This window comes from Micromonospora sp. NPDC047738 (genome assembly GCF_040642675.1).
GTDB lineage: Bacteria > Actinomycetota > Actinomycetes > Mycobacteriales > Micromonosporaceae > Micromonospora.
The window spans coordinates 245,253-271,654 of the sequence record NZ_JBEYSO010000008.1 but is presented as its reverse complement, the minus strand read 5'-3'; the positions used below and the strand labels follow the sequence as shown (position 1 = coordinate 271,654).

At 72.3% G+C, this 26,402-nt stretch carries 21 protein-coding genes and 1 pseudogene; 8 read left to right on the top strand and 14 right to left on the bottom strand.

Annotated elements, in window-relative coordinates; translation table 11 throughout:
• The first annotated feature begins 11 nt into the window (after nt 1-11).
• Together hemB and ABZ783_RS16255 are read left to right on the top strand one after the other, a co-directional pair.
• On the top strand, nt 12-995 hold the full coding sequence (gene hemB, locus ABZ783_RS16260; RefSeq protein WP_357438426.1) for a porphobilinogen synthase: 984 nt from the start codon (nt 12-14) through the stop codon (nt 993-995).
• Nucleotides 996-1,631: 636 nt separating this feature from the next.
• On the top strand, nt 1,632-2,201 hold the full coding sequence (locus tag ABZ783_RS16255) for a helix-turn-helix transcriptional regulator (protein WP_357438423.1): 570 nt from the start codon (nt 1,632-1,634) through the stop codon (nt 2,199-2,201).
• A 33-nt stretch (nt 2,202-2,234) separates the two neighbouring features.
• On the opposite strand, the gene ABZ783_RS16250 is transcribed toward ABZ783_RS16255, so the two are convergent.
• The 3 genes from ABZ783_RS16250 to ABZ783_RS16240 form a co-directional block, all read right to left on the bottom strand.
• Nucleotides 2,235-5,507: a lamin tail domain-containing protein gene (locus tag ABZ783_RS16250; protein WP_357438420.1), complete on the bottom strand. Its 3,273-nt coding sequence runs from the start codon at nt 5,505-5,507 to the stop codon at nt 2,235-2,237.
• A 94-nt stretch (nt 5,508-5,601) separates the two neighbouring features.
• Nucleotides 5,602-6,618 carry a GNAT family N-acetyltransferase gene (locus tag ABZ783_RS16245; RefSeq protein ID WP_357438534.1) on the bottom strand — a complete coding sequence of 339 codons (1,017 nt, stop codon included), beginning with the start codon at nt 6,616-6,618 and terminating at the stop codon, nt 5,602-5,604.
• 73 nt (nt 6,619-6,691) lie between these two features.
• Nucleotides 6,692-8,044: a lytic murein transglycosylase gene (locus ABZ783_RS16240; protein WP_357438417.1), complete on the bottom strand. Its 1,353-nt coding sequence runs from the start codon at nt 8,042-8,044 to the stop codon at nt 6,692-6,694.
• Nucleotides 8,045-8,100: 56 nt separating this feature from the next.
• Here ABZ783_RS16240 and ABZ783_RS16235 point away from each other — a divergent pair, with 56 nt between their 5' ends.
• Nucleotides 8,101-8,322 carry a zinc ribbon domain-containing protein gene (locus ABZ783_RS16235; RefSeq protein WP_073834410.1) on the top strand — a complete coding sequence of 74 codons (222 nt, stop codon included), beginning with the start codon at nt 8,101-8,103 and terminating at the stop codon, nt 8,320-8,322.
• A gap of 155 nt (nt 8,323-8,477) precedes the next feature.
• On the top strand, nt 8,478-11,279 hold the full coding sequence (locus ABZ783_RS16230) for an adenylate/guanylate cyclase domain-containing protein (RefSeq protein WP_357438414.1): 2,802 nt from the start codon (nt 8,478-8,480) through the stop codon (nt 11,277-11,279).
• A 61-nt stretch (nt 11,280-11,340) separates the two neighbouring features.
• On the opposite strand, the gene ABZ783_RS16225 is transcribed toward ABZ783_RS16230, so the two are convergent.
• From ABZ783_RS16225 to ABZ783_RS16195, 7 genes are all read right to left on the bottom strand, one after another.
• The gene (locus ABZ783_RS16225; RefSeq protein WP_357438412.1) at nt 11,341-11,883 is read right to left on the bottom strand and encodes a phospholipase; all 543 of its coding nucleotides are present in this window, start codon (nt 11,881-11,883) and stop codon (nt 11,341-11,343) included.
• 166 nt (nt 11,884-12,049) lie between these two features.
• Nucleotides 12,050-13,708 carry a family 10 glycosylhydrolase gene (locus tag ABZ783_RS16220; protein WP_357438409.1) on the bottom strand — a complete coding sequence of 553 codons (1,659 nt, stop codon included), beginning with the start codon at nt 13,706-13,708 and terminating at the stop codon, nt 12,050-12,052.
• 304 nt (nt 13,709-14,012) lie between these two features.
• Nucleotides 14,013-14,915, bottom strand: coding sequence for a glycoside hydrolase family 43 protein (locus ABZ783_RS16215; protein ID WP_357438406.1), 903 nt, complete (start codon nt 14,913-14,915; stop codon nt 14,013-14,015).
• Between the two features lie 101 nt (nt 14,916-15,016).
• Entirely contained in the window at nt 15,017-15,841 is an 825-nt protein-coding gene (locus ABZ783_RS16210; RefSeq protein ID WP_357438403.1) for a carbohydrate ABC transporter permease, read from the bottom strand.
• A 10-nt stretch (nt 15,842-15,851) separates the two neighbouring features.
• Entirely contained in the window at nt 15,852-16,817 is a 966-nt protein-coding gene (locus ABZ783_RS16205) for a sugar ABC transporter permease (protein ID WP_357438400.1), read from the bottom strand.
• 6 nt (nt 16,818-16,823) lie between these two features.
• Nucleotides 16,824-18,155 (bottom strand): ABC transporter substrate-binding protein, encoded by a 1,332-nt coding sequence (locus tag ABZ783_RS16200; RefSeq protein ID WP_357438398.1) that lies wholly within the window; start codon nt 18,153-18,155, stop codon nt 16,824-16,826.
• Nucleotides 18,156-18,192: 37 nt separating this feature from the next.
• Entirely contained in the window at nt 18,193-19,704 is a 1,512-nt protein-coding gene (locus ABZ783_RS16195; RefSeq protein WP_357438395.1) for an alpha-N-arabinofuranosidase, read from the bottom strand.
• Nucleotides 19,705-19,842: 138 nt separating this feature from the next.
• Here ABZ783_RS16195 and ABZ783_RS16190 point away from each other — a divergent pair, with 138 nt between their 5' ends.
• Nucleotides 19,843-20,844: a LacI family DNA-binding transcriptional regulator gene (locus ABZ783_RS16190; protein WP_357438393.1), complete on the top strand. Its 1,002-nt coding sequence runs from the start codon at nt 19,843-19,845 to the stop codon at nt 20,842-20,844.
• 142 nt (nt 20,845-20,986) lie between these two features.
• On the opposite strand, the gene ABZ783_RS16185 is transcribed toward ABZ783_RS16190, so the two are convergent.
• The 3 genes and pseudogenes from ABZ783_RS16185 to ABZ783_RS16175 all read right to left on the bottom strand — a co-directional run bounded on the left by ABZ783_RS16185 (nt 20,987) and on the right by ABZ783_RS16175 (nt 23,862).
• Nucleotides 20,987-21,712 (bottom strand): methyltransferase domain-containing protein, encoded by a 726-nt coding sequence (locus tag ABZ783_RS16185; RefSeq protein WP_357438391.1) that lies wholly within the window; start codon nt 21,710-21,712, stop codon nt 20,987-20,989.
• Nucleotides 21,713-21,940: 228 nt separating this feature from the next.
• A pseudogene (locus tag ABZ783_RS16180) lies at nt 21,941-22,186 on the bottom strand (hypothetical protein); the annotation flags it as partial.
• Nucleotides 22,187-22,224: 38 nt separating this feature from the next.
• Nucleotides 22,225-23,862, bottom strand: a complete 1,638-nt coding sequence (locus ABZ783_RS16175) for an ABC-F family ATP-binding cassette domain-containing protein (protein WP_357438389.1) — start codon at nt 23,860-23,862, stop codon at nt 22,225-22,227.
• A 90-nt stretch (nt 23,863-23,952) separates the two neighbouring features.
• Between ABZ783_RS16175 and ABZ783_RS16170 the strand changes: the two genes are divergently transcribed.
• The 3 genes from ABZ783_RS16170 (at nt 23,953) to ABZ783_RS16160 (ending at nt 25,529) form a co-directional block, all read left to right on the top strand.
• Nucleotides 23,953-24,723: an ROK family protein gene (locus ABZ783_RS16170; RefSeq protein ID WP_073834397.1), complete on the top strand. Its 771-nt coding sequence runs from the start codon at nt 23,953-23,955 to the stop codon at nt 24,721-24,723.
• A 91-nt stretch (nt 24,724-24,814) separates the two neighbouring features.
• A complete protein-coding gene (locus ABZ783_RS16165) occupies nt 24,815-25,183 on the top strand; it encodes a tetratricopeptide repeat protein (RefSeq protein ID WP_357438385.1) in 369 nt (122 codons plus the stop codon).
• Nucleotides 25,184-25,274: 91 nt separating this feature from the next.
• Nucleotides 25,275-25,529, top strand: coding sequence for a Smr/MutS family protein (locus tag ABZ783_RS16160; protein ID WP_013736060.1), 255 nt, complete (start codon nt 25,275-25,277; stop codon nt 25,527-25,529).
• An 82-nt stretch (nt 25,530-25,611) separates the two neighbouring features.
• On the opposite strand, the gene ABZ783_RS16155 is transcribed toward ABZ783_RS16160, so the two are convergent.
• The gene (locus ABZ783_RS16155; RefSeq protein WP_357438382.1) at nt 25,612-26,358 is read right to left on the bottom strand and encodes an MBL fold metallo-hydrolase; all 747 of its coding nucleotides are present in this window, start codon (nt 26,356-26,358) and stop codon (nt 25,612-25,614) included.
• Nucleotides 26,359-26,402: the final 44 nt, after the last annotated feature.

Here is a 26,402-nt window from a genome sequence, read left to right as displayed (position 1 = left end):
AGGAGGCTCCCGTGCCGTACCCCGAGATCCGGCCCCGCCGGCTGCGCCATAACGCGGCCGTGCGGCGGCTGGTCTCCGAGACCCGCCTCGACCCGGCCGAGCTGGTGCTGCCGATGTTCGTCCGGGAGGGGCTGACCGAGCCACGAGCGGTCGCGTCTCTCCCGGGGGTGCTCCAGCACTCCCGGGACTCGCTGCGCAAGGCCGCCGTCGAGGCGGTTCAGGCCGGCGTGGGCGGGCTGATGCTCTTCGGGGTGCCCGCCGAGCGGGACGCCACCGGCTCGGGCGGCCTCGACCCGGACGGCATCCTCAACGTCGCCATCCGGGACGTCGTCGCCGAGGTCGGCGACGCCACCGTGGTGATGAGCGACCTCTGCCTGGACGAGTTCACCTCGCACGGGCACTGCGGCCTGCTCGCTCCGGACGGCGCCGTTGACAACGACGCCACGCTGGAGGCGTACGCCCGGATGGCGGTCGCGCAGGCCGACGCCGGGATCCACATGGTCGGCCCGTCCGGGATGATGGACGGCCAGGTCGGCGTGGTCCGTCGGGCCCTGGACGCCGCCGGACACCAGGACGTGGGGGTGCTCGCGTACGCGGTCAAGTACGCCTCCGCGTTTTTCGGTCCGTTCCGGGACGCCGTCGAGTCGGCGCTGGAGGGCGACCGACGCGCCTACCAGCAGGATCCCGCGAACCTGCGGGAGTCCCTGCGCGAGGTCGAGCTGGACGTCGCCGAGGGTGCCGACGTGGTGATGGTCAAGCCGGCCCTGCCCTACCTCGACGTGGTGTCGGCGGTCCGGGCCGCGGTGGACGTCCCGGTCGCCGCCTACCAGGTCTCCGGCGAGTACGCGATGGTCGAGGCGGCCGCCGCGAACGGCTGGGTCGACCGGGAGCGGGTGATGCTGGAGACGCTCACCTCGATCCGTCGGGCCGGCGCGCAGATCATCCTCACCTACTGGGCCGTCGAGGCGGCCAAGCTGCTCCGCGAGCGCTACTGAACGGCGACGGGGTTCGTTCCCCGGCTGTTAGGAAGCGGTACGACCGGGCGGCCGGGCGCGGTGGCTGCGCCGTCGCTTTGGGCGGTGCCTGCGCCGCTCTGGGCGGCGTCTCCGGGGCCCGGAGGCGGCGTCTCCGGGCCCAGCGCGTCTGTGGCACGAGCACGCTCGGCTCAGCGAATCGGCTTGGAGAGTGGACGGGTGCTGCGGCTCAGCGGCTCGTCACCCTCAGTACCGGCCTCCGTGCTCCCTGACCTCCCACTCACTCACTTTGCTCTGCAGCCATCCACGCAGCAATCAACGCACTGTGTCCGATGCGTATGTGGCTGCAGAGCAAAGTTGGGAGGGGGATGGTTCAAGGCGGATGCACCGGCGGGGTTATTTGTCCGATTTAGGGGTTCTGTGGGCATCGGCTGAGGTGGTTCAGGCCTCCGGCGGCCTTGGTGGTGTCACCCAGCGTCACGTTCACGTGGAGTGACGACTGGCGGCCCATCGGCCCATCGGCCCGTCGGGCCGGCTCGGCCGGCGCACCAGCACGGGCCACCGACGCGGTGGCGGGTTGTCCACAGGCACCTTGGTTGTCCACAGCCGAGCAGGTCGGGGTTGTCGCGGTGCCGCCCGCGGCGAGAGCGTGGCGGCGTGACCGAGCCCGACACTCCCGAACAACCCGGCCTGACCGAGGAGGCCGGGGAACCGCCCACGATGCTCACTGAGCCCTTCGACGCCCCATGGCCCGCAGCCGGGATCGTCCGGGCGGTCCGCCGCCGGGCCGACGCCAGCCAGCGGGAGCTGGCCCGATTCGCCGGGGTGCATCCGACGACCATCGGCCGGATCGAGGCGGGCTCTCTGACGCCGAGCATCGCCATGCTGCGCCGGATCATCAGCGTGGCGGGGTTCCGCCTCGCCGTGGTCGACGACGCGGGCCGGGTGCTCAAGCCCATGCGCGACCGCGCCGACCTGCGGGACGGGGCGGAGCGAAGGTACCCGTCCCACCTCGACGTCGTCACCGATCCGGAGCCGGGGAGTGGTGGGCCGACCGGGTACGGCCTCGCCCGGCCACCGGAGACCTTCTATCGCGACCGGGCGGTCCGGGACGCCCTGCGCCGGCGCAGCCAGTGGGAGGTGCGGGTGGCCAAGTACCGGGGCGTACCGCCCCCGCCCCGGCCACGACGGCGCACCCACGAGATCGGCCCGCCGCCCGGCTGGTGAGCCGGACGGCGGGCCGCTACGCGGAACGGACCGTCAGTCGTCGTTCAGGATGGTGCCGACGGCGACCGGGTCGGCGAGCCGGAGCCCCGGCACGCCCGCCACGTACAGGGTGAGCTGCTCGTCCGCCTCACGCTTCTTGTCACCGCGGACGGTCACCGGGAAGGCGAGCGAGGTCTGGCCGGCGGCCAGCGTCAGGCAGCCCACGTACGGGTCGTAGTCCGACCCGGCCTGCGCGGTGGTGCCGTAGGTGGCGGCGCAGATCAGGACCGGCTCGGACAGCGGCCGGGACACGGTCACCGTGAACGCCAGGGTGCTGTTGCCCTTGTTGCCCTCGACCACCGACGCGTCGGCCACGCTCAGCGACGCCCGGGAGCGGAACCGGGCCACCTGCGGGTCGTGGTCGCTGGCGCCCCGGTCACCGAGGCCCTCGGCGTCGGTCGGGTAGTCGGCGTTGATGTGCGCCGCGCGGATCTGCACCAAGTCGCCGTGGAGCTTCCCGTTGGCGAACAGGTTGTCCAGTGTCTGCGCCTGCCCGTTGAAGGTGTACGAGTAGGCCGCCGCCGGCACGTCCGCCGCCAGGTCGTCCCAGAGGTTGTGCATCCCGGCCTGGTAGAGCGGGGCGAGCTGGTCCGACGGGGTCGGGTTCTCCCCGGTCGCGATCGGGTCGTCCGGCCGCGGGAAGACGTTCAGGTCACCGCCGTAGATGACCCGGGCGTCCGGGTCGCTCGCCTCGATGGCCCGCACCAGCGCGGCCCCGTACGCGGCCTGCTCCCGGCGCTGCCCGACCCGTGTGTCCGGCCCGGACGAGTAGTGGTTGCTGATCGCGTAGAGCGGGTAGTGCTCGGCCGAGCCCGGCGCCGCCGCCACGGTGAACGTGGCCAGCTGTGCCGCCCGGGTGTAGACGTTGGCGCCGTCCACGCCGGTGGAGCGGTCCACGTCGGCCGGCAGCACCGCGTTGAACGCCTTCGGGTTCTGCACGTCCGCGTTGGACGGCAGCCCCGCCGAGCGGTATTGCACCGTCGGGGCGGTGCCCAGCAGCGGGTCGGTCGCGGACGCCGGGGCCAGGGTCAGCCGGTCCGTGCGGTAGAGGAACGCCGAGGTGATGCCCCGGGCGTCCGAGCCGGTCCGGTCGTACGCCGCCGCGTAGGCGGGGCCACCGTTGGCCGTGATGGCCAGCGCCAGCTCCTGGACGGTGTCCGGCGCGCCGTCGGCGTTGTTCGTGTCGCCGCAGACCAGCTTGCCGTCGGCCACCGCGCAGATGTCCTGGTCCTCCGCCTCCTGCACCATGATCAGATCCGGGCTGTGCAGCGCGTTGACGATCTGCCGGGCCTCCACGTTCAGCCGGGCGGCGTACTCCGCCTCGCTGGCCGGCACGTAGTCGAACGGCGGGCTGACCCCGGTGCAGCCCGCGTTGCCGGCGAAGTCGCAGCCGTCGAACGGGTCGTCCCGGTAGTCGTACAGGTTCTCCAGGTTGTAGGTGGCGACCGCGACCTCGGCGTGCCGGTCCGCCGGCTGCGGCGGGTTGTTCTTCGCCGGATCTGCCCCACCGGTCAGCGTCAGCTGCTCCGGCTGCACGCTGTATTTGCTGAACGCGTACGAGATGGCCCCGTAGGCGTCCTCGGTGAGTGTGTCGTACGTGCGGGCCTCGGGCAGCAGCGCGGCCGAGTCCCCAGCGGTCGCCTTCACGCCGCCGGCCCCCAGCAGGATGCGCTGGTTGTTGCCGTTGTCGAAGAGCGTGCCCGGGATGTCGTCCAGCGGGTGCGCGTCCCGGAACACCCGGCGGGCGTACGGATCGGTCCGCTGCATGATCGGGTCCTCGCGGTCCACCACGTAGATCTCCGAGTCCCCGGTGGAGGCGAAGATGTGCCGCGGCGCGGACACGCCGCTGCCGGAGCGGACCCGCATCCGGGTGCCCTCGTGCCGTTCCCAGTACCGGGCGGCGGCGGCCGCGTCGGCCGGCGGCAGGGCGTCATCGACCTGCACGACGCTGTCCACGTCCAGCCCCGAGTCGAGCTTGCGGACCAGCGAGGCGCTGGAGAGCTGGGTCTGGTCGAAGAACTCCGAGACCCGGGCGCGCAGCACCACCTCGTCGCCGACGGTCGGCGCGTAGCCGCCGATCAACGTGGTGAACGAGCCCATGAAGACGAAGATGCCGTCCGAGGTGAGCGGGTCGCCGTCCGCGGTGCCCGTGCGGCTCTGCAGGTAGAAGCCGTACTGGTCGGCCCCGGCGGAGCTGCGGGTGAGCGACTTCTGGGTGATCACGCCGCGCACGTCGTAGAGAGCGGAGCTGGTGCCGTTGCCGCTGGCCGGGGCGAGCGGTGACCGGTCGGTGCTGCCATCCTCGTCGTCGCGGGTCTGGCCCTGCACCTCGCCGACCGACAGCAGGGCGGTGGCCTGCACGGTGAGGGTGCAGGTGGCGGTGCCGCCGTCGGCGTCGGTCGAGGTCACGGTGACCGCGTACGAGCCGGCCGGGAGGCCGGTCGCGGTCAGCGTCGCGGAGGCCGTGCCGCCGACCCCGGTGGCCGGGCTGAAGGCGGTACGGCTGATCGAGCCGCTCGCCGGCGCCGGGCTGACCCCGGTGACCGCCAGGTCGGTGACGGTGTCGTCGACGTCGCTGGCGGTGACCTGGCGGCTCGCCGCGCCGCCCGACTCGACGGTCAGCGTGCCGCCGCAGTTCAGCGTGGCCGGCTGGTCGACCGGGCCACCGTCGTCGATGGTGTGGCTGCCCAGCCCGTCGAAGGTGTCGGTGGGGAAGCCGGCCCACTGCACAGCCGGGTCGAACGGGTCCGACGGGTCGGTGTCGCCGGAGGTGACCGAGGGCAGCCGGCGCAGGGTGTTGTCGGCCGTGCTGATGAGCCCGGTGCCCCACTCGGTGCCCGGGTCCACGCCGACCTGCCCGATCGAATCGAGCACGGTGCCGCCCTTGCGCAGCACGATCGCGTCGTCGCCGTTGTAGAGCGAACCGCCGTACGTCTGGTCGGCTTGGGCGAGGATCGCGGGCGCGGCCGTGGCGGCGGCGAAGACGAAGACGTCGCCGGGGGCGACAGTGCCACTCAGCGCGACGTTCGTCGACGTGGTGGCCCCGTTGAAGAAGAACTGGAGCTGGTAGCCGCCGGCGGCCAGGTCGACCGGGGCACCGGTGCCGTTGTAGAGCTCGATGGCCTTGTTGTTGGACAGGCCCTCGACGTACTCGGAGATGAACAGGTCGGTGGGCGCGGCGCTGGCCGCTGGGGGCGCGACGCCGATGGCCGTCGCGGTGACGGCGGCGGTCGTCGCGAGCGCGGCGAAGGTGCGGCGCGGGCGCATGGGGCCTCCACGATGGGTGGGCGGGAACTAACGAACGTTAAGAGTCGACCCGGTCGGACGTCCATCCCCCGGGTGGCCTGTCGGTGAATTTCCGTCAGCGCTGGCTGTCGAGCCGATGCACCAGCTCGGCGACGTCCACGCTGTATTCGCACCACTCGCGGTCCGGGCGGTAGCCCAGCTCCGCGTTGACCTTCAACATCGCCTCGTTGGCCTGCGCGTTCCAGGTCTGCACCTCGGCCAGCTCCGGCTCGGCCGAGCGCAGCTCCAACAGCATCCGCGCCTTGATGGCCCGGTCGATGCCGTAGCCGCGGTGGTCCCGGACGACGATGGTGTCGTACTGGTCGGCCCGGGTCGGGTGCTGCGCCGGCACCACCACCTCGGTCAGCCCGGCCACCTCGCCGGTCTGCTCATGCAGGGCGAGCACGATGTACGGCTTCATGCCCCGCCGGTGCAGCGTGTCCAGGCTGTCCCGCAGCCGCTGCGGGTCGTACGAGCTGGGCCGAAGCTCGCCGTCGTCCACATCGCGCACCTCGGCCTTGGCCCGGGCGTACGCCTCGATCAGGTCGTCCGGCGGGCCGCCCGGGCAGAACTCGAGGTGGTAGCCGGCGCCGACGCCGGTGGCCATCTCGGCCAGCGCCGGCCAGTCCACCGTGCGCAGGTCGAGCACGCTGCGGGTCTCGACGTATTCGCGGGTGAAGCCGAGCGACTCGTAGAACCCCAGCGCCGGGGTGTCGCCGACCACCTCCACGCCGATCGACTGGAAGCCCTCATCCCAGACTCGGCGGCCGGCCACCCGCACCAGCTCGCGGCCCAGCCCGGTGCGCCGGACGACCGGGTGCACCAGCACCTCCAGCACCCCGATACCACCGAGCAGCAGCACGTTGACGTGCCCCAGCAACGGGCTCGGGGTGCCGTCCGGGGCCGGTTCGGCCTGAGCGACCCAGGAGATCCGCCGCTCACCGGGCATGACCTCGGAGAGGTATTCCCGCAGGGAGCTCTCCCGCCAGGGCGGATCCTGCGGCAGGTCGGCCGCCAGGACCGCGTTCAGCGTGTCCAGCAGCGACGCGATCTCGGCGGACGACGCGGTTCGAGGGTCCCACTCGCGCACCATCACCCGTCTAGCTTGCCGGGAACGGCTGCCCGGGGGAAGGGTCCAGTTCTCGAAATGTACGCAACCGGTTACGTCACGTACCGCTCAGCCGTCCGTACTCGTTCGCCTTGTCGAAGACGTCCTGGGCGTACCGGCGCACGTCGTTGTAGGAGAGGATGGCGTTCCACCAGTCGCCCGGGATGGTCATGTTCCGGCCGCCCTTGCACAGGTACTGGCCGGCGGCCAGGGCGGCGTCGTCGATGTCGTGCGGGTTCTTGACGCCGTCGTTGTCGGCGTCCGCGCCGATCTCCTGCCAGGTGCTCGGGATGAACTGCATCGGGCCGAGCGCCCGGTCGTAGACGGTGTTGCCGTCGAGCACGCCCCGGTCGGTGTCGGTGATCCGGGACCGCCCGCCCTGCCCGTCGAGCAGGTCGCCGAGGATGTTGGGCGAGGCGACCCCGTCCGGCTGCAGGGTGGCGCCGTTGGCCGCACCGTGCCGGGACTCGACGTATCCGATCGCGGCCAGCGTGGTCCAGCTGAGCTGGCAGCTCCGGTGGGTCTGTTCGAGCACCAGCTGGGCGTAGCCGTACGCCTGCAACGCGACCACCGGGATGCCGGTCGTCCCGCTCACCCGCTGGGCCCAGGCAGCCAGCGCGTCGGCCGGGCGGCCGGTCAGTGCCGGCCCGGTCGGCTGCCCGACGCCGGGTGGCGTCCCGGTCGGCTGGCCGGTCGCACCGGGCAGCCCAGGGGGCAGACCGACCCCGCCGGGCGCCACGCCGCCCTGGGGTACGCCGCCGGCCGGCGCGGTCGCGGTGGCGTCGACGGCGACCGGCTGCGGTTTGCGTACGGCTGCGGGCACCAGCAGCGCGCCGGCCGCCGCGGTGCCCGCGACCAGGACGAGCAGGAAGATGCCGAGTACGGTGGTGCGCCCGCTGGGGCGGCGCAACCAGTCCCGGGTGGCCCGGGCCGCGCCGACGGCGATTCGCCGGGGCGGCATCCGGACCGCGTGGGCGAACGGCATCCGCCGCCGCCGACCGCCGGTCTTCGATTCGGGGCCGCCCGCGGTGGTGGCGTCGGCCGGGGCCGGCTCGGCCTTCGTGGCGGTGGCGTCGGGCGAGGTCGGCTCCGCCTTCGTGGCAGTGGCGTCGGCCGGGGCCGGCTCCGGCTTCGCGCCCATCGGGATCGGCTGCGGCTTGACGTCGGAGGCGTCCGCCGGGGTGGACCCGGCCTTCGTGCCGGCCGCGGTGTCGGCCGTCGACTGTGGCTTCGTGCCGGGGGCGTCGGCCGGGGGCGACTCCGGCTGGCGGGTGCTCCCGGCGGCGGTGCCGGTGGAACCTGGCTCCGTGGCCGGCCGGGGGCGGGGCACGGGAACCGGCCCGGCCGCCCCGTCGGGCGGTACGGCCGGTCGCAGGGGTCGAACCTTCGATCGCTCCTCGCCGTCCACCACCCGTCGAGTATCACCCATACTCGCCGGGACGTCAGACCCGGTCGTACGCTGGTGGCATGCCCCGGTACGAGTTCCGCTGCCGCGCCTGCGGCGACACCTTCGAGGTCAACCGGCCGATGGCCGAGGCCGGCCAGCCGGCATCCTGCCCGCAGGGACACGCCGACACCGTGAAGCTGCTGTCGACCGTCGCGGTCACCGGCCGCGGTGGCGCCGGCCCGGTCGGCGGGGCGTCCGCCCCGGCCGGTGGGGGCTGCTGCGGCGGCGCCTGCGGCTGCTGACCGCCGGCGACCTCGTCTCGCCGGTCGATCCGTTCGTGCTGCCGGGGCCACCCGGTGGGACCTTGGTCGGGTGCTGCCCGACCGTTCTCACGATGCGTGATCGCCCGAACATAGGGCAGCATGGAGCCCGACGTCACGGGGCGGAGGTTCCACGCATGTCGCCACGGATCGACCTCCCGAGCGGATGGGTGACCTTCGTGTTCACCGACATCGAGGGCTCCACCCGGCTGGCCCAGCTGCTCGGTCCGGGCTACCCGGCGGTGCTGCGGGAACATCGCCGGCTGCTGCGCCACACGCTGGCCGACGGGGCGGAGCTGCTGACCGAGGGGGACTCGTTCTTCCTCGCCTTCCCGGACGCGGCCGCGGCGGTCACCGCCTGCCTGACCGCGCAACTGGCCCTGGCCGGCCACGACTGGCCCACCCCGGAGGCCGCGCCGCGGGTCCGGATGGGCCTGCACACCGGATACGTGGAACCCCGCGACGGCGAGTACGCCAGCCCGGAGGTGCACCGGGCCGCCCGGGTGGCCGCCGCCGCTCACGGTGGACAGGTCCTCTGCTCGGGGGTGACCGCCCGGCACGCCGATCCGCTGCCGGACGGAGCGTCCCTGTTGGACCTCGGGTTGCACCGGCTGCGCGGCTTCGACGACCGGGAGCGGCTGTTCCAGCTGGTGGCGCCCGGCCTGGAACGGAGTTTCCCCCGGCCGCGTACCGCCGACGCGGTGGCGCACAACCTGCCCACCCAGGTCACCTCGTTCGTCGGGCGGGAGGTGGAACGGGGCGAGCTGAAGCGGCTGGTCGAGACGTACCGCCTGGTGACCGTGCTGGGCGCGGGCGGTGCCGGCAAGACGCGGCTGGCGGTGGAGCTGGCCGGCGGGGTCGTCGAGGCGTATCCGGACGGGGTGTGGTTCGTCGACATCGCCGCGGTGACCGACCCGGGCCTCGTCGCGTTCGAGATCGCCGCGGTGCTTGGGCTCCGCCCAGAGCCCGGCCGCCCGATGGTGGACACCCTGGTGGAGTACGCGGCCGCCCGCCGGATGCTGGTCGTGCTGGACACCTGCGACGCCCAGCCGGCGGCCTCGGCCGCGGTGATCTCCCGACTGCTGGCCGGCGCCCGGGACGTCCGGGTGCTCGCCACCAGCCGCGAGTCGTTCGGCCTCCCCGGTGAGGCGGTGTGGCGGATCCCGCCGCTCTCGGTGGAGCCCCGCCCGGACGGCGGGGAGAGCGACGGGGTGGCCCTGCTGCTGGACCGGACGGCGGCGGCCCGGGGCGGCCGAGCGCCGGATCCCACCGAGCAGGTCGACCTGCGCCGGGTGGTACGCCGGCTGGACGGGCTGCCGCTCGCCATCGAGCTGGCGGCGGCGCGGCTGCGGGTGCTCTCCGCCGGGCAGCTCGCCGAGCGTCTCGACGACATGCTGGCCACATTGGACGCCGGGCGGGAGAAGCCGGAGCCGCCCCCGGTGGGGGAGCCCGGGGGGAGCGGCAACCAGGACCCGGTCGACCCGGTGGCGGCCGGGGGTGGTCCGCCCGCCCCGGCGACCCGCGCGGTGCACCGCTCGGCCGCCGAACGGCACCTGACCATGCAGGCCACGGTCACCTGGTCGTACCGGACGCTCGGGGCGCGCTCGGCCCGGTTGCTGCGCTGGCTGGCGGTCTTCGCCGGGCGGGTGGACCTGCCGACCGTGCAGTGGCTGCTCGACGAGGATCCGCTCGACCCGCTCTCGGTGCTGGTGGACAAGTCCATGGTGCTGGCCGAGCCGCACGCCTCGGGCAGCACCTACCGGATGCTCGACCCGATCCGGGCGTACGCGGCCCGGCGGCTGGTGGAGGCCGGCGAGGAGCAGACCGCCCGGGACCGGCACGTCGCCTGGTGCAGCCACACCCTGCAACGCGCCCACCTGGGTTCGGACGGCCACCCGGTCACCCTCTCCCTGTACGCGCTCGACCCGCTCGCCGCGGAGCTGCGGGCCGCGCTGCGCTGGTGCGCCACCGGCGGTAGCCCCCGCACCGGGCTGCGGCTGGCCGGCATGCTGGACCAGTGGTGGCGGGAGCGGGGGCTGGCCCGGGAGGGGCGGCTCTGGCTGTTCCGGCTGTACGGCCGGATCGCCGAGACCGGCGAGGCGATTCCGGAGGCGGAGCTGGCCGCGGCGTACCACTTGCACTCGCTGCACGCCGGCGCGGACGGTGAGTTCGCCGAGGAGCTGCGCTACTCGCAGCGGGCCGAGGCGGCCGCGCGGCAGGCCGGTGACCTGGGGCTGCTCGCCCGGGTGCTAGCGGGCCGGGCCGCGCCGCTGGTCGACATGGGACAGTTCGTGGAGGCGGAACGGGTCTGCCGCGAGGTGATTGACTGGGCGTACGCGCAGGACGTCGTCTCCGACGCCCTGCACGCCATCTACAACCTCGCCGAGCTGCTCTGGCGGCGGGGCGCGCTGGACGAGGCAGCCGAGTTGCTCGGCGCGGCCCGCCCGGTCGAGGCGGCCCGCCCGGTCGAGCGGGGGCGCCGCTCGGTGGACATGCTCCTCGGCATGGTGGCGCTGGCCCGGGACGACCTGGTCGCCGCGCACGAACACCTGCTGGTGGCGCTCCGCTCCCGGATGAACCACGGCTACCTGGGCCGGGCCTGCGACACGGTGAACGCGATCGCGGTGCGCTGCGCGCTGGGCGGGGACCCGGTGACCGCGGCCCGACTCTTCGGCGCAGCCCAGGCCACCCGGGCGAACCTGCGGGCCACCCCCGGCATCTACGGGCCGTACTGGCTGGCCCGGCAGGCGGAGCTGCGCCGGGCGCTCGGCGACGCGGCGTTCGACACCGCGTACGGCGCGGGCGGCGAGCTGGCCTTGGAGGAGGCGGCCGCCCTGGCCCTCGGCGTCGACCACCCCGACCTCGCCCCCGACTCCCCCCGCTTCATCGCCCCCACCCGCTCCTCCGCCCCGTCGCCGCGCCGCTCCACCGCAGGTTGATCAAGAAGTTCGCGCCGGTATGCCGATGCGAACTTCTTGATCAGCCGAGGCGGGGCGGGGGTCAGGAGGGCAGGGCGGCGCGGCGCTCGGCGTCGGCCTTGATCCGGGCGGCGCGGTCGAGGTCCGCCTGCTTGACGGCGGCGACGGAGCCGAAGTTCTTGACCGCCTGGTAGTACGTCCAGGCGAGGCTGGTGCAGGCCGGGCGGACCACCGAGTTGTAGGTGGCGCAGACCCGTTTCAGGTCCTCGTAGAAGGCGCTGTCGAGGCGCGCCTTGTTGGCCGAGAAGATGCCCATCGCCTTGTGGTTGCGGTAGCCGAAGTCGTGCCGGTAGCAGGAAAGCTCGAAGTTGAAGCCGAGCGGGTTGTCCGGGCTGGACGAGCAGTAGTCGGTCGACCAGTCGAAGGCGTACGCGGACCAGGCGGCCTTGTTCAGTCGGCCGGCGTTCCAGGCGTTGTAGCTGGTGGCGCTGGTTTGGGTCCAGCCCGACAGCACGCTGAGCTTCTGCTCACGGCTCACGGCGGCCTGCGCGGGCGAGGCGACACCGAGGGCGGTGAGCAGCGCGAACGCGCCGGAAGCGAGGACGGTGGCGAGGCGACGGGACACGGGATCCTCCGTGGGTCGGGGCTCGGACAAGGAGCACGGGTGATCACCAAGTGTCGACTTTCATCGATGGATGGGCAACGGCGGCCAGGCTACGGTTTGGTGACATACGTCGAAACAGACGAATGCCCCCGGTCGCCGGGGGCGGCCGGGGGCATTCGGAGGTGGGTCAGCGCACGACGCGCGCCGGGCTGGCCGGGCCCTCGTTCCAGACCCGGTCGAGCGCGGTCACGTAGTACGTGTAGCTCTGGCCGGCCGCGGCGTCGGCGTCGACCCAGGACTGCACGTCACCCGCAGTGCCCCGGACGGTCGCCACCAGGTGGGACGCGTCGGCGAAGGCGCACGCCTCGGCCTTCCCGGTGCCGTCGAACCGGTAGACGGCGTACGAGGTGGCGGTGCCGAACGGGCCGTTGCCGTCCGCCGGCTGCCGCCAGGTCAGGTGCACCCCGTCGGCCTGCCGGTGGGCCCCGGTGATCACCGGGAAGAGCAGCGGCTTGGCCGGCAGCTGCGCCATCGCCGGCACCAGCGCCGGGCGGGAGTAGTGCTCGGCCGCGTAGTTGTCGGTGGCGCCGAGCCGGTTGGCCCTCACCTGCACCGCAGAGAAGTGCACGTTGCCGAGCACCTCCGGGTACGACCGGTTGAGCGTCAGGTGGTTCGACAGCTCGTTCGGGTTCATCCAGAACGACCCGTACGCGGGGTCACCGCTCTTGTAGTCGGCCTGGCCGATGTAGAGCTGGACCTTGGTGCCGCGCACCTGCTCGGCCCACCACGGCACCAGCCGGGCGTAGTCGGCGGCCGGGTACTGGCCGATGTACCAGTAGAGCTGCGGCACCACGTAGTCGATCCACTCCTCCTTGATCCACTTACGGGTGTCGGCGGAGATGATGTCGTAGGACTGCGAGCCGGTGGTGTCCGAGCCGTTCGGGTCGGCCGACTTGTTGCGCCAGATGCCGAACGGGCTGACGCCGAACTTCACCCACGGCTTGACCGCCTTGATCTTGGCGTTCATCTCCTGGATGAGCAGGTTGATGTTGTCCCGCCGCCAGTCGGCCTGGTTGGTGAAGCCCCGGTTGTACTGCGCGAAGGTGGCGTCGTCCGGGTACTGGTAGGTGCCGCTCGGGTACGGGTAGAAGTAGTCGTCAAAGTGCACGCCGTCGATGTCGTACCGGTTGACCGCGTCCATCATCGCGGTCTGGACGAACTCGCGGACCTCGGGGATGCCGGGGTTGTAGTAGAGCCGGCTGCCGGCGACCCCGGCCGGCGGGTAGGCGAACACCCAGTCCGGGTGCTGCCGGGCCGGCGAGTTCGGGGCGAGCTTCGACAGGTCGGCGCCGGCGCCGCCCGGGGCCGGCATGGAGACCCGGTACGGGTTGAACCAGGCGTGGAACTCCAGGTTCCGCTTGTGCGACTCCTCGACGAGGAAGGCCAGCGGGTCCCAGCCCGGGTCCTGGCCGCGTACCCCGGTCAGGTACTCCGACCAGGGCTCCACCGGCGACGGCCAGAACGCGTCCGCCGTCGGGCGGACCTGGACGACGACGGCGTTGTGGTTGAGCTGCTGGGCCAGGTCGAGCCAGCCCAGGTACTCCGCCTTCTGCTTGGCGACCTGGTCCGGCGCGGTCCAGGAGGCCTTGCTGGGCCAGTCGATGTTGGTCACCGAGGCGATCCACATGGCCCGGAACTGCCGCTTCGGGGTGGCCGGGTCGGTGGTGCAGGTGGTCGAGGAGGTGGTCGTGGCGTCGGTGTCCGCGGCGCGCGCGGGGGTGCCGGCGACGAGTGCGCCGAGCAGCGCCACGGCCAGCCCGGCGGCGCTGAGCCGAGTTGCCTTCATGCGGTGCGGTTCCCTTCGTTGGGCTCCGGGAGGTGTCGGGTGGCGACGGGCGCCGGGGCGCATCCGGAAAGATTCGCCGCAGAGCATTCGCCGCTGGTAGGAAAATTTCATCAATCGCCAGGCGGCGCAAGACTTCCCGGCGGATCGATGCCCAGGTGGGACCGAACGCCCGAGGGTGACCCGTCGCACACTGCGGATCGTGGCCTCTCCGACACGGCTGGTGTCGGATTACCGCTCCCGGTGCCGGGGTGGAACGTCCCCGCCCTCCGCTGACCCGCGCCCCGCGAGGCTCAGGGTCGCGCGGTCAGGGCCTCGGCTGGGGCTCGACGGTGGGGCCATGGAGAACGGGTCTGCCGTCCTGCCAGACGAGTTCGTCCAGCCAGACCTGGCGGCCGGGGTCGACGCTGCCCTCCTGCCCCGGCGGCCAGGCGTGATAGAGCAGCCAGGTGCGGTCGTCCTGCTCCACCAACGAGGCGTGCCCGGGGCCGGAGGCGACCGCGTTGGACTTCAGGATCGGGTTCTCCGGGGCCTTCACGCACGGCCCGGCCGGGCTCTCGCAGACCGCGTAGCCCTCGGCGTACGTGTCCCGGTCGTAGGCGTTGGCGGCGAAGAAGAGGTAGAGCCGGCCGTCGTGCCGGTGCAGGAACGGCCCTTCCACCAGCGCGCCCTCCCACGCCTCGGTCTGCTTCAGCAACCTGGTCGGCCTGCCCGTCAGCCGCAGCCCGTCCGGGGAGAGGCGCTGCGACCAGAGCCAGGTGTCCACGCCGATCGCGTTGCCGTCGTTCTTCCACAGCAGCCAGAGGCTGCCGTCGGCGTCCCGGTAGGGGCTGGCGTCGATCGAGCCGCCCAGGTCGGCCTGGCAGATCAGCGGCCCGGACGAGTCGTCCCGGTACGGCCCGAGGGGGGTGGCCGCCACCGCGCGGCCCACGCACTGCCGCCCGGAGGCCCGGTCGGCGACGGTGTAGTAGAGGACGAACCGGTCCGGGTCGAGCTGGATCGCCTCCGGTGCCCAGGTCTTCCCGGCGTCGGCCCAGTCGGGCAGCTCGGGCAGGGCGTCCCCGGCGGGGATCCAGTCGACCAGGTCCGGGGAGGTGAGCACCGGGACGTTCCGGCCGCCGCTGTTGGTGTGGAACAGATACCAGGTCCCGCCGACCCGGATCGCCTGCGGGTCGGGGGCGTCGGTCCGGACGACCGGGTTGGTGAACACACGCGCCTCCTCCGGCGTGCTCGACATTGGTTCGCTGCCGCAACCGGCGACGAGCAACGCGGCGGCCAGGGCCGCGCCGCTCCGTCGGGTCCGCCCGCCGATCATCCCTTCAGGCCGCTGCGCGAGACACCCTGGATGATGTGTCGTTGGGCGGCCACGAAGAGGATCAGCACCGGCACGCTGGCCAGCACCGCCCCCGCCATGATCACCGGGTAGTCGGTGACGTAGGCGCCCTGGAGCAGGCCGAGGCCCGCGGGGAGGGTGAGCCGCTCCGGGCTGAACAGCACATAGACCGGCCAGAGGAAGTCGTTCCAGTTGGTGAGGAACGACAGCACCGCCAGGGTGGCCAGCGCCGGCTTCGACAGCGGCAGCAGTACCCGGGTGAAGACCTGCCAGTGGTTCGCCCCGTCCAGCACGGCGGCCTCCTCCAGCTCCCGGGGGATCGAGAGGAAGAACTGCCGGAGGAAGAAGACCCCGAACGCGCTGGCCGCGCCCGGAACCACCACCACGGTCAGCGTGTCGAGCCAGCCCAGCCGATCGGCGATCACGAAGTTCGGGATGATCAGCGAGGTCGGCGGGAGGAAGAGCGTCCCCACGATCAGCGCGAAGCTCAGCGCCCGGCCCCGGAACCGCATCCGCGCCAGGGCGTACGCGGCCATGGCGGCGGTGGCCAGCACCAGCAGGGTGTGCAGGCTGGCCGCCAGCATGCTGTTGACGAACCAGCGTAGCACCGGGTTGGCGGTGTTGTTGATGATCTGGTCGTATCCGTAGGTGGAGAACGGGTTCGGCAGCCAGCTCGGTGGGTCCTGCTGGGCGTCGGCGTAGGTCTTCACCGACGTGAGGGCCATCCAGACCAGCGGGGTCACGAAGACCGCGGTGATCAGCAGCAGGACGGCGTAGCGCACGGCCCCACGCAGACTCGTCATCGTCGCCCCCTCAGTCTTCCCGGTAGCGGAACAGCCGGAAGTTCAGGACGCTGACCACGGCGAGCATCAGCGCGAAGAGCACACTCATCGCGGCCGCGCTGCCGACGTCGTAGTACCGCAGCCCCTCGTCCACGATCCGCCAGACCACCGTCCGGGTCTGCTCGCCCGGCGCACCCTGGGTGATCAGGAAGGACTGCCCGAAGACGTTCGCCGAGGCGAGGATCGTGGTGGTCAGCACGAAGAGCAGCACCGGGCGCAGGCCGGGGAGCGTGACGTGCCGGAACCGGTCCCAGCCGTTCGCCCCGTCCACCCGGGCCGCCTCGTACAGCTCGGCCGGAATGTCCTGCAGCCCGGCCAGGTAGATCACCGCGTTGAAGCCGCAGGTCCACCACACCGTCACCCCGACCAGCGACACCCAGGCCCACGGCACGTCGGTCACCCAGGGCGTGTCGGAGGGCAGGCCGAGCACCCCGAGCAGCCGGTTGACCAGGCCCAGGTTGGCGTCGAGCAGGAAGCGCCAGAGCAGGCCGATCACCGCGACGCCGAGGACGTACGGGGCGAAGAAGGCGGCCCGGAAGAAGGTCCGCCCGGGGAAGGAACGGTTGAGCAGCAGGGCCAGCCCCAGGGGTACGACGATCAGCAGCGGTACCGACAGCATGGTGAAGATCGCGGTGGCTCGGAGGCTGGACCACCAGTCGCCGTAGATCGCCGAGTCGCTGGAGAAGAGGTCCCGGTAGTTGTCCAGCCCGATGAAGGGCCGGTTGGGCAGCTGGAGGTCCCACTGGTGCAGGCTGATCCAGACCCCGAAGAGGATCGGCAGCAGCCCGAACACCAGGAACAGGACCAGGTACGGCGCGAGGAAAAGGTAGGGGGTGGCCCGATGCCCCCGCGCGGTGACGCCGCCCGGACGGCGCGTTCCGCTCGCCGGAGGCGGCGCGTCTCCGCGCGCCGCCCCGACCTCGATCACGTCCGCCACGGCGGATCAGCTCCCGTACTTCTTGCGGTTGTCCTCGAGCTGCTTGTTCGCCTTGGCCACGCCGTCGTCCAGCGCCTGCTTCGGGGACTTCTTGCCCAGCGCCGCCTCGTTGAAGGCGTTGTAGAAGGTGGTCATCACCTCTCCCAGGCCGGGCGCGGCTGGCGGGAACGCGGCGTACGCCAGCTCCGGCGCGAGCGAGCTGATCTCCGGCAGCGCCTTGAACTCGGCGCTCTCCCGGACCGCCTTGCGGGCGGGCACCTGGCCGCCCTTGGCCCAGTCCAACGAGTGCTGGCTGAGCCAGTTGATGAAGACCTTCGCGCCGGCGACCTTGTTGTTGTCGGCGCTGCGCTGCTTGACGATGGTGAAGTTGTGTGAGTTGGCCCAGGCCGCCTGCTGGCTGCCGATCTGCGGCAGCGGCGCGACGCCCCACTGCACGTCCGGGCTCTTCTTCAGGTCGTTGACCTGCCAGATGCCGTTCCAGTTGAAGGCGTTCTTGCCGCTCTTGAGGGCCAGGTAGTCGGCGTCCTGGCCCACGTTGGCCGGCGAGAACCCTTGCTTGATCATGTCCACCAGCCAGGTGCACGCCTCGACCGCGGGATCGGAGTTGAAGGTGGCCTTGGCGACCTCCCCGTCGAAGAGGGTGCCGCCCCACTGGTGCAGCAGCGAGTAGTAGGTCATTCCGCCGGTGAACTGGAACGGGCTGACCCAGAAACCCTGGATCCCCGCCTTCTTCAGCTCGGTCAGCGCCGCCGTGTACTCGTCCTTGGTGGTCGGCGGCTTGTTCGGGTCGAGGCCGGCCCGCTGCATGGCCGCCTTGTTGTAGTAGAGGCCCAGCGGGTGCATGTCGAGCGGGATGCCGTACCGCTTGTCGTGGTAGAGGCCGCCCTTCCAGACGGTCGGCGCGAAGTCCCCCTCGCTGAGTTCCAGCGTTTTCGCCACGTCGTCCAGCTCCATGATCACCCCGCGGGCGGCGAAGGTGGCGAGCTGGTCCATGTGCATGACGGCGATGTCGGGGCCGTTGCCGCTCGAGACGGCACCGGGAAGCTTGCTGTAGTAGTCCTGCCACTCGTAGGTCACCACGCTGACCGCGATGTTCTGGTGTTCGCCGTTGAACTGGGTGACCAACTGCTTGAAGATCTCGCCGTCGCCGCCGGTGAAACCGTTCCACAGCTTCAGGTCGACCTTGGGGCCGGTGTAGTCCTTGCCGCCGTTGCCGGCGGCGCTCGGCTTGTCGGAGATGCTGCTGCCGCCGCAGCCGGCCAGGTTCAGGGTGGCCGCGGCGCCGAGCCCGACGCCGAGGCTGAGCAGGCGCCGCCGGCTCATCTCGTTCTGGATCATGGGTACTCCTTGGGGGACGGGATGCGGTATTTCCTGGTCACGGCTGGGGTGCGAAGCGCAGCAGATTCCAGGAGCAGGCGGGCAGCACCACGGAGCACCGGCCGCCGTCGAGGGTGGGGGTGGGGAGCCCGCGGGTCGTCACCCGCTCGGGCTCGGTCTCGGTGTTGGTGGCCGTCGGGTCGACCCCGGCGGCGAGAGCGCGGTGTTCCCGGGCGCGCAGGCCGGGCAGCCCGCGCAGGTCCAGGTCGACGACGAGGTCGTCCTGGTCGCGGTTGACCGCGAAGACGGCCAGCTCGCCGGCCTCCTCGTCGTGCACCGCGACGGTGTCCAGCACCGGCACGTCGCCGTACTTCCCGGTGGGGTAGGTGGGCGAGACCGGCTCGGTACGCAGCACCGTGCCGCGAGCGTGGCGGGCAGTGAGGGCGAACGGGTGGAAGATGCTCTGCCGCCAGGCCGGCCCGCCGGTGCGGGTACGGATCGGGGCGATGACGTTGGCGAGCTGTGCCTGGCAGGCCACCCCGACGCGGTCGGCGTGCCGGAGCAGGGTGATGAGCAGGTCCCCCACCACCACCGCGTCGACCGCGGTGAAGTCGTCCTCGATCAGCGCCGGCGCCTCGACCCAGCCGCGCCGGTCCAGGTCGGCCTGCAGGCGGGACTCGTACCAGACGTTCCACTCGTCGAAGGAGATCTTCAGCTTCCGCCGCTGGCGCAGCCGGGCGGCCACATGGTCGGCGGTGGCCACCACGTCGCGGATGAAGTTGTCCATGTCCACCGCGGAGGCCAGGAGGCTGGCCCGGTCGCCGTCGGACGGGTCGTAGTAGGTGTGGGCGGAGATGTAGTCGACGTGCTCGTAGGTGTGCTCCAGGACGGTCGCCTCCCAGGAGGCGAAGGTGGGCATCCGCCGGTTGGAGCTGCCACAGGCGACCAGACTGATCGACGGGTCGATCTTCTTCATCGCGCGGGCGGTCTCGGCCGCGAGTCGGCCGTACTCGTCGGCGGTCTTGTGGCCCACCTGCCAGGGCCCGTCCAGCTCGTTGCCGAGGCACCAGAGCCGCACCGCGTACGGCTCCTCGGCGCCGTGCTTGCGGCGCAGGTCCGACAGCTGGGTGCCGCCCGGGTGGTTGGCGTATTCGAGTAGGTCGCAGGCCGCTTGCACACCCCGGGTGCCGAGGTTGACCGCCATCATCGGCTCGACGCGGGCCTCCGCCGCCCAGGCCATGAACTCGCCCAGCCCGAACGCGTTGGTCTCGATGGTCTTCCAGGCCAGGTCGAGCCGGCGCGGCCGGTCGCCGACCGGGCCGACGCCGTCCTCCCAGCGGTAGCCGGAGACGAAGTTGCCGCCGGGGTAGCGCACCACGGAGACGCCCAGTTCCCGGGTCAGATCCAGGACGTCCCGGCGGAAGCCGCCGGCGTCGGCGGTGGCGTGGCCCGGCTCGTAGACACCGCCGTAGACGCAGCGCCCCATGTGCTCGACGAAGGAACCGAAGAGACGGCGGTCGGCCGCTCCGATGGTGAACGACGGGTCGATCGTCAGCTGCGCGCTCCGCACGGGTGCCACCTTTCCTCGTACCGGTCGGGGTGACCTCGGTCACCCCGTACCTCCGGTTTCTACAACGTTGTAATCAACGTTGTAAAGAGGTCTCGGCGCGATACAGTGCCGGCAGAGCCGACAGGGGAGGACGGGCCAGTGCGACACAGGCTCAAGGACGTCGCCGAACGGGCCGGCGTGTCGGTGAAGACGGTGTCCAACGTGGTGAACGGCTACCAGCACGTGCGGCCGGACACCCGGGCCCGGGTCGAGCAGGCCATCGCCGAGCTCAACTACCGCCCCAACCTGTCGGCCCGCAGCCTCCGGAAGGGGCGGACCGGGGTGATCGCCCTGGCCGTGCCGGAGCTGGACATCCCCTACTTCGCCGAGCTGGCCCGGCACGTGGTCACCGCCGCCGCCGAGCACAGCTGGACGGTGCTGATCGACCAGACCGGCGGCGGCCCCGAGCAGGAACGGAAGGCGGCCCGGGGGATCGGCGACCATCTGATCGACGGGCTGATCTTCAGCCCGCTCGCGCTCACCGCCGCCGACCTCGCCGACCTCGACGGCCTGCCCATGGTGCTGCTCGGCGAGCGGGTGGACCACGGCCCGGCCGACCACGTGATGATCGACAACGTGACCGCCGCCCGGCAGATCACCGCGCATCTGGTCGGCCTCGGCCGCCGCCGGATCGCCGCGATCGGCGCCCAACGCACCCCCGAGGGCGCGAGCGCCCGGCTCCGCCTGGCCGGCTACGCCGCCGCGCTGGCCGACGCCGGCCTCGGGTACGACGAGCGCCTGGTGGCCCCAGCGGCCGCCTGGCACCGGGCCGACGGCGCGGCCGCCATGCGTGCCCTGCTGGATTCCGGCGTACGCCCCGACGCGGTCTTCTGCTTCAACGACACCCTCGCCCTCGGCGCCCTGCGCGCACTGCACGTGGCCGGGCTGCGGGTGCCCGAGGACGTGGCGGTGGCCGGGTTCGACGACATCGAGGACGGCCGCTTCTCCATTCCCACCCTCAGCACCGTCGCCCCGGACAAGGAGCGGATCGCCCGCCTCGCCGTCGACCTGCTCGCCGACCGCCTCGCCGCCGACCGCGGCGCGCCGCCCCGGGAACTGGTGGCACCCCACCGCCTGGCCCTCCGCGAAAGCGCCCCCTGACGCCTGCCCCGACGGTCCCGCCGCCCGCACTTCCTGCGTTGATCATGAAGTTGGCGCGTTCTTGATCACTGCGCCCGCCGTCAACCTCATGATGAACGCGTGAGACGGGTGGGAGCAGGTGAGGCGGGTGGGAGCAGGTGGGTCAGTCGAAGAAGCGGGCCAGGTGGTACGGGGGTGGGGGTGGGTCGTCGGGGGCGAGGGGGGTGAGGTCGGCGAAGATGGAGGCGCCGTCGCAGCCCACGTGCAGCGGGTACCAGCGCGGGGTGCCGGGCGGGCGCTGACCGCAGATGCCCTTGAAGGTCTGCACGTCCAGCAGTCGTACGTGGGTCGGGTCGGCGACCGCGTTCACGTGCCGCCACCAGGGGCTCATCACGTGCAGCACGCCCCCCGGCCGCAGCGCCCGGTGGCACTCGTCGAACAGCGGCAGGAAGTCGATCAGGTGCTCCATGATGTGCACCGCGAAGAACACGTCCACCGAGTCGTCGGCGAGTGGCAGCGAGCCGCCGAGGTCGGCCACCGCGTCCACCCCCGGCGCCGGGTAGATGTCCAGCCCCAGGTTGCCCGGCCACTGCTTGGTCGCGCCGCAGCCCAGGTCCACCACCACCGGCGCCCGGCCGGCGACGGCCACCCGGCACCAGACGCCGAGCACCCCGGCGAGGCGGCCCACCATGTCCCGGACCAGACGCAGCTCGGCCGGGTCGGCCACCTCTCCGCTCAGGTGCGCGACGCCCCGGTCGAAGCGCACCTCCACGGTGAGCGGGCGCAGCCGCTCATCGTGGCGGGTCAGATCGGCCCACGCCTCGACGAGGAACCCGTCGATCATCCGCAGCCGCTGGGCCGAGGGTGGGGACTGCGCCATCGTGACCATGCGCCACCTCCGGGCGCGCGATACCCGCATCGCCGCCCGGTATGCCTCGGACCGCCAGACGACACTCGCGGGAGCAGCCCAAACAGCGGCGACCGCCGGCCGGCAACCGCCGAGCGAGCCGGCGGCGGCCGGGCACCGGGTCAGCCGGGCGCCGGGTCAGCCGGAGAGGCTGCGGCGGCCCCGGTTGGCGCCCCGGATCCGCTGGCGGGGCGGCGCCACGGCCGGCTTGGGCCGCTTGAGGTGGTACCGGTGCAACTCGTTGTTGCCCGGCAGCGAGGGGTCCTCGCTCATCGCGACCAGTTCCCAGCCCTGGTCACCGGCCCGGTTGAGGTGGGCCAGCGCGGTGTCACCGTACGGGGTGACGTCGACCATCGAACCGTCCGGGCCGTACCAGACGAACACGATCTCCCACCCGACGTCGCTGGTGGCCGCCTGGCGGCGGCGGACCAGCAGCGCGTACTCCCACTTGAGCATGGGGTCATTGTCACCCGGCGCGACCGGGTCGGCACGGATCAGTCCTCGGCGATCCGTCCGGCGTCGACCCGCAGCCGCCGGTTGACGCTCACCGCGTCCAGCATCCGCCGGTCGTGGGTCACCAGCAGCAGCGTCCCCGGATACGTGGCCAGGGCCGACTCGAGCTGCTCGATCGCCGCCAGGTCGAGGTGGTTGGTCGGCTCGTCCAGCACCAGCAGGTTCACCCCGCGCCCCTGGAGCAGGGCCAGCGCGGCCCGGGTCCGCTCGCCGGGGGAGAGAGTCGCCGCCGACCGCAGCACATGGTCCGCGCGCAGGCCGAACTTCGCCAGCAGGGTCCGCACGTCCGCCGGGCTCAACTCCGGTGCGGCGGCGCCGAAGGCGTCCACCAGGGGCTGGTCGCCGAGGAACAGCCCCCGGGCCTGGTCGACCTCGCCCACCACCACCCCCGGGCCGAGCGCGGCGTGGCCCTCGTCGAGCGGCAGCCGGCCCAGCAGCGCGGCGAGCAGGGTGCTCTTGCCGGAGCCGTTCGCCCCGGTGATCGCCACCCGGTCGGCCCAGTCGATCTGGAGGTTCACCGGACCCAGCGCGAAGCCGCCCCGGCGTACGACGGCACCCCGGAGCGAGGCCACCACGGCACCGGCGCGGGGCGCGGCGGCGATCTCCATCCGCAGCTCCCACTCCTTGCGCGGCTCCTCGACCACCTCCAGCCGCTCGATCAGCCGCGCCGTCTGCTTGGCCTTCGCCGCCTGCTTCTCGGTGGACTCGGTGCGGAACTTGCGGCCGATCTTGTCGTTGTCGGTGGCCTTGCGCCGGGCGTTCTTCACGCCCTTCTCCATCCAGGCCCGTTGCATCCGGGCCCGTGCCTCCAGCTCGGCTCGGGTCTCGGCGTACTCCTCGTACTCATCCCGGGCGTGCCGGCGGGCCACCTCCCGCTCCTCCAGGTAGGCCGCGTAGCCGCCCCCGTAGTGCCGGACCTGCCGCTGGTGCAGGTCCAGCTCCACCACCCGGGTCACGGTTCGGGTGAGGAACTCCCGGTCGTGGCTGACCAGCACGGTCCCGGCCCGCAGCCCGGTGACGAACCGCTCCAGCCGCTCCAGCCCGGCCAGGTCCAGGTCGTTGGTGGGCTCGTCGAGCAGGAAGACGTCGTACCGGCTGAGCAGCAGGGAGGCCAGCCCGGCCCGGGCCGCCTGGCCGCCGGAGAGGGCGGTCATCGGATGGTCCAGGTCGACCGCCAGGCCCAGTTCGGCGGCCACCTGCTCGGCCCGTTCGTCCAGGTCCGCGCCGCCGAGGTCGAGCCAGCGCTCCAGCGCCTCGGCGTACGCGTTGTCGGCGCCCTCGGCCCCGGCGGTGAGCGCCTCGGTGGCCGCGTCCAGCGCGGCCTGCGCTGCCGCCACCCCGGTACGCCGGGCCAGGAAGTGCCGGACCGTCTCGCCCGGCCGGCGCTCCGGCTCCTGGGGCAGATAGCCGACCGTGGCGGTGGGCGGGTTCAACGCCACCGAGCCGTGCTCGCGTGGCTGGAGCCCGGCGAGGGTACGCAGCAGCGTGGACTTGCCGGCGCCGTTCACCCCGACCAGCCCGACCACGTCGCCGGGGGCGACGACCAGGTCCAGGTCGGCGAAGAGCAGGCGGTCACCGTGCCCGGCGGTGAGGTCCTTGGCGATCAACGTGGCGCTCATGAGGAGATCGAGCCTACCGGCGCGGCACTCCGCAGCCGATCAGGATGACCGGGGCTCGGAACGTGACCGAGCTGAGGGAGACTCACTGCCGTGGTGACCACTCTGGCGATCGACTGTGGCGGTGGCGGCATCAAGGCGTCCGTGCTGGACGCCGCCGGGACTATGCGGGCCCGCCCGGTACGGGTGCCGACGCCGTACCCGCTGCCGCCGTCGCTCTTCGTCAAGACGCTGCTGGACCTGGCCGGCAGCCTGCCGGCGGCGGACCGGCTCACGGTCGGGATGCCCGGCATGATCCGGCACGGCGTGGTGGTGGCCACCCCGCACTACGTCACCCGGTCCGGGCCGCGCAGCAAGATCGACCCGGCGCTGGTGGCCGACTGGTCCGGATACGACGCACGCAGCGCACTGGCCGAGGCGTTCGGCATCCCGGCGCTGGTGCTCAACGACGCCGAGGTGCACGGGGCGGGCGTGGTCGCCGGGACCGGTTGTGAGCTGGTGCTGACCCTCGGCACCGGGCTGGGCAGCGCGCTCTTCGACGGCGGGGTGCTCGCCCCGCACCTGGAGCTGTCGCACGCCCCGGTGCGCTGGAACACCACCTACGACACGTACATCGGGGAGCCGGAACGCCGGCGCCTGGGCGACGCGTTCTGGTCGCGGCGGATCCGGCAGGTGGTGGAGGGGCTGCGGCCGGTCTTCCGCTGGGACCGGCTCTATCTCGGCGGGGGCAACTCGCGGCTGATCCGGCCCGAACAACTCACCCGGATGGGCGACGACGTGGTGGTCGTCCCGAACACGGCCGGGATCGTCGGTGGTGTCCGGGCCTGGGAGCTGGTCGGCGACCGGTACGACCCGACGGCCTGAGGCGCAACTTCGACCGGGGGAACACTCGCGGTCCGGCTGATGTTGTGCCAGCGTCGGACAAAGGGCGGTGCGACACGAGGAGGTGGGTCGAGTGGATCTTCTGGCGGAGTACCGGCGGGCGACCATGTTCTTCGAAGCGGGTGACCCGACCGGAGCGGCCCGGCTGCTCGAGCCGATCGTCGAGGCGGAGCCCGGCAACTCCTCGGTGCGGCAGTTGCTGGCCCGGGCGTACTTCCAGTCGGCCCAGCTCAGCCGGGCCGAGGAGCAGCTCCGGGAGCTGGTCGACCGGGACCCGAGCGACCATTACGCCCACCACGTGCTGGGCCGGACCCTGGAACGGCTGAACCGGCCCGCCGACGCCCTGCGGCACCTGCGCATCGCGGCGGCCATGCACTCGACCAACGCCGACTACGCGGAGGCGCTGCGCCGGGTGGAGAGCCGGGTCAGCGGCGGTCGCTGACCGCCACCAGTACGAGACGGCGAAGGGCAGCCCCGGCGGGCTGCCCTTGCCGTCGCCGGGCCCGGCGGCCCGGCGTGCCTACGATGGGCTGGTGAAGCTCAAGCTCGATCTCCACGACATTTTCAACAAGGGGCACGACATCGACCGCGCGCTGCGCGGGATCATGGACGAGGCGGTGGCGAAGAAGGCCACCCTGGTGGAGATCATCCCCGGCAAGGGCTCCGGCCAGCTCAAGAAGCGGGTGCTGCGCTTCCTCGACCAGAAGGACGTCAAGCAGCTCTACCACCGGGTCGAGAAGGACTCGAAGAACTTCGGCCGCCTCTTCGTGCACTTCCGCTGGAAATAGTGACGACCTGCGCTCGGTGCCGTCGTGGCCGCCGATTCGGAGGCTCCCCGGGTGGCGACCAGGAGCGCGATGACGCCGAAGTTCATCCGGATGAGCGGCGGGCCTGCTCCAGGTTCGACTGGTGGGGGCCGGAGAGCCAGTCTTGACCCAGACGCGCGTCGACCGGTTCCTTTCCTCGCCGCAGCGCGTCGATGTAGGCACGATCGGCGGCGATGCGGGCCGCGACCGCGGGACCCTCGGCAACGGCCCCGTGGCCGGGGATCAGGACTTCGATGTGGCTGGCAGCCTCACCCAGCCGGTCGAGTGCCGTCTCGTAGGCGCCCACCTGATCGGGGCGGCGAGGGTCGAGGAGCGGGATCAGGACGTCGGAGAGCATGTCGCCGGCGATCAGGACGCCACGGTCCGCGAGGAGGATCGCGGCGTGGCCGGTGGCGTGCGCCTGATGCTCGACGATCTCGCCCGGCACGGGTCCCCCGTCCGCGGGCAGCGGGGTGAGGAGCCCGATCACCTCGAGCGGGATGCCCGATGCGCTCTCCGCCGCCATCTTCTGCGCCCGCTCTCGGGCTGCACTGGCAGCCTGGGCGCCGGCGGGGGTGGCGTAGCGCGGCACGTCACCGAACCGGGGATGCCAGAGCAGATGGTCCCAGTGGGGATGGGTGGAGAACCCGGCGACCACCGGAATGCCGAGCCGGTCCACGTCATCGGCGAGTTGGTTCAGATCCGAACCGTCGATGCCGGGATCGACCAGGATCAACCCATCCTCGCCGCGCACCACGATGGCGTTGCTCCAGACCCACTCGCTCTGCCGGACCCAGACGCCGTCGGCCACCTGATGCAGCATCGGTTCACATTGTCAGGTGTCTCCGTCCGGCG

Bases quoted from the DNA above. Each gene is read 5' to 3' on its own strand.
- ABZ783_RS16235 (WP_073834410.1), top strand. From the start codon at position 8,101: ATGCCCCGGTACGAGTTCCGCTGCCGCGCCTGCGGCGACACCTTCGAG.
- ABZ783_RS16230 (WP_357438414.1), top strand. From the start codon at position 8,478: ATGTCGCCACGGATCGACCTCCCGAGCGGATGGGTGACCTTCGTGTTC.
- ABZ783_RS16210 (WP_357438403.1), bottom strand. From the start codon at position 15,841: ATGACGAGTCTGCGTGGGGCCGTGCGCTACGCCGTCCTGCTGCTGATC.
- ABZ783_RS16220 (WP_357438409.1), bottom strand. From the start codon at position 13,708: ATGAAGGCAACTCGGCTCAGCGCCGCCGGGCTGGCCGTGGCGCTGCTC.
- ABZ783_RS16250 (WP_357438420.1), bottom strand. From the start codon at position 5,507: ATGCGCCCGCGCCGCACCTTCGCCGCGCTCGCGACGACCGCCGCCGTC.
- ABZ783_RS16200 (WP_357438398.1), bottom strand. From the start codon at position 18,155: ATGATCCAGAACGAGATGAGCCGGCGGCGCCTGCTCAGCCTCGGCGTC.
- ABZ783_RS16245 (WP_357438534.1), bottom strand. From the start codon at position 6,618: ATGGTGCGCGAGTGGGACCCTCGAACCGCGTCGTCCGCCGAGATCGCG.
- ABZ783_RS16175 (WP_357438389.1), bottom strand. From the start codon at position 23,862: ATGAGCGCCACGTTGATCGCCAAGGACCTCACCGCCGGGCACGGTGAC.
- ABZ783_RS16185 (WP_357438391.1), bottom strand. From the start codon at position 21,712: ATGGTCACGATGGCGCAGTCCCCACCCTCGGCCCAGCGGCTGCGGATG.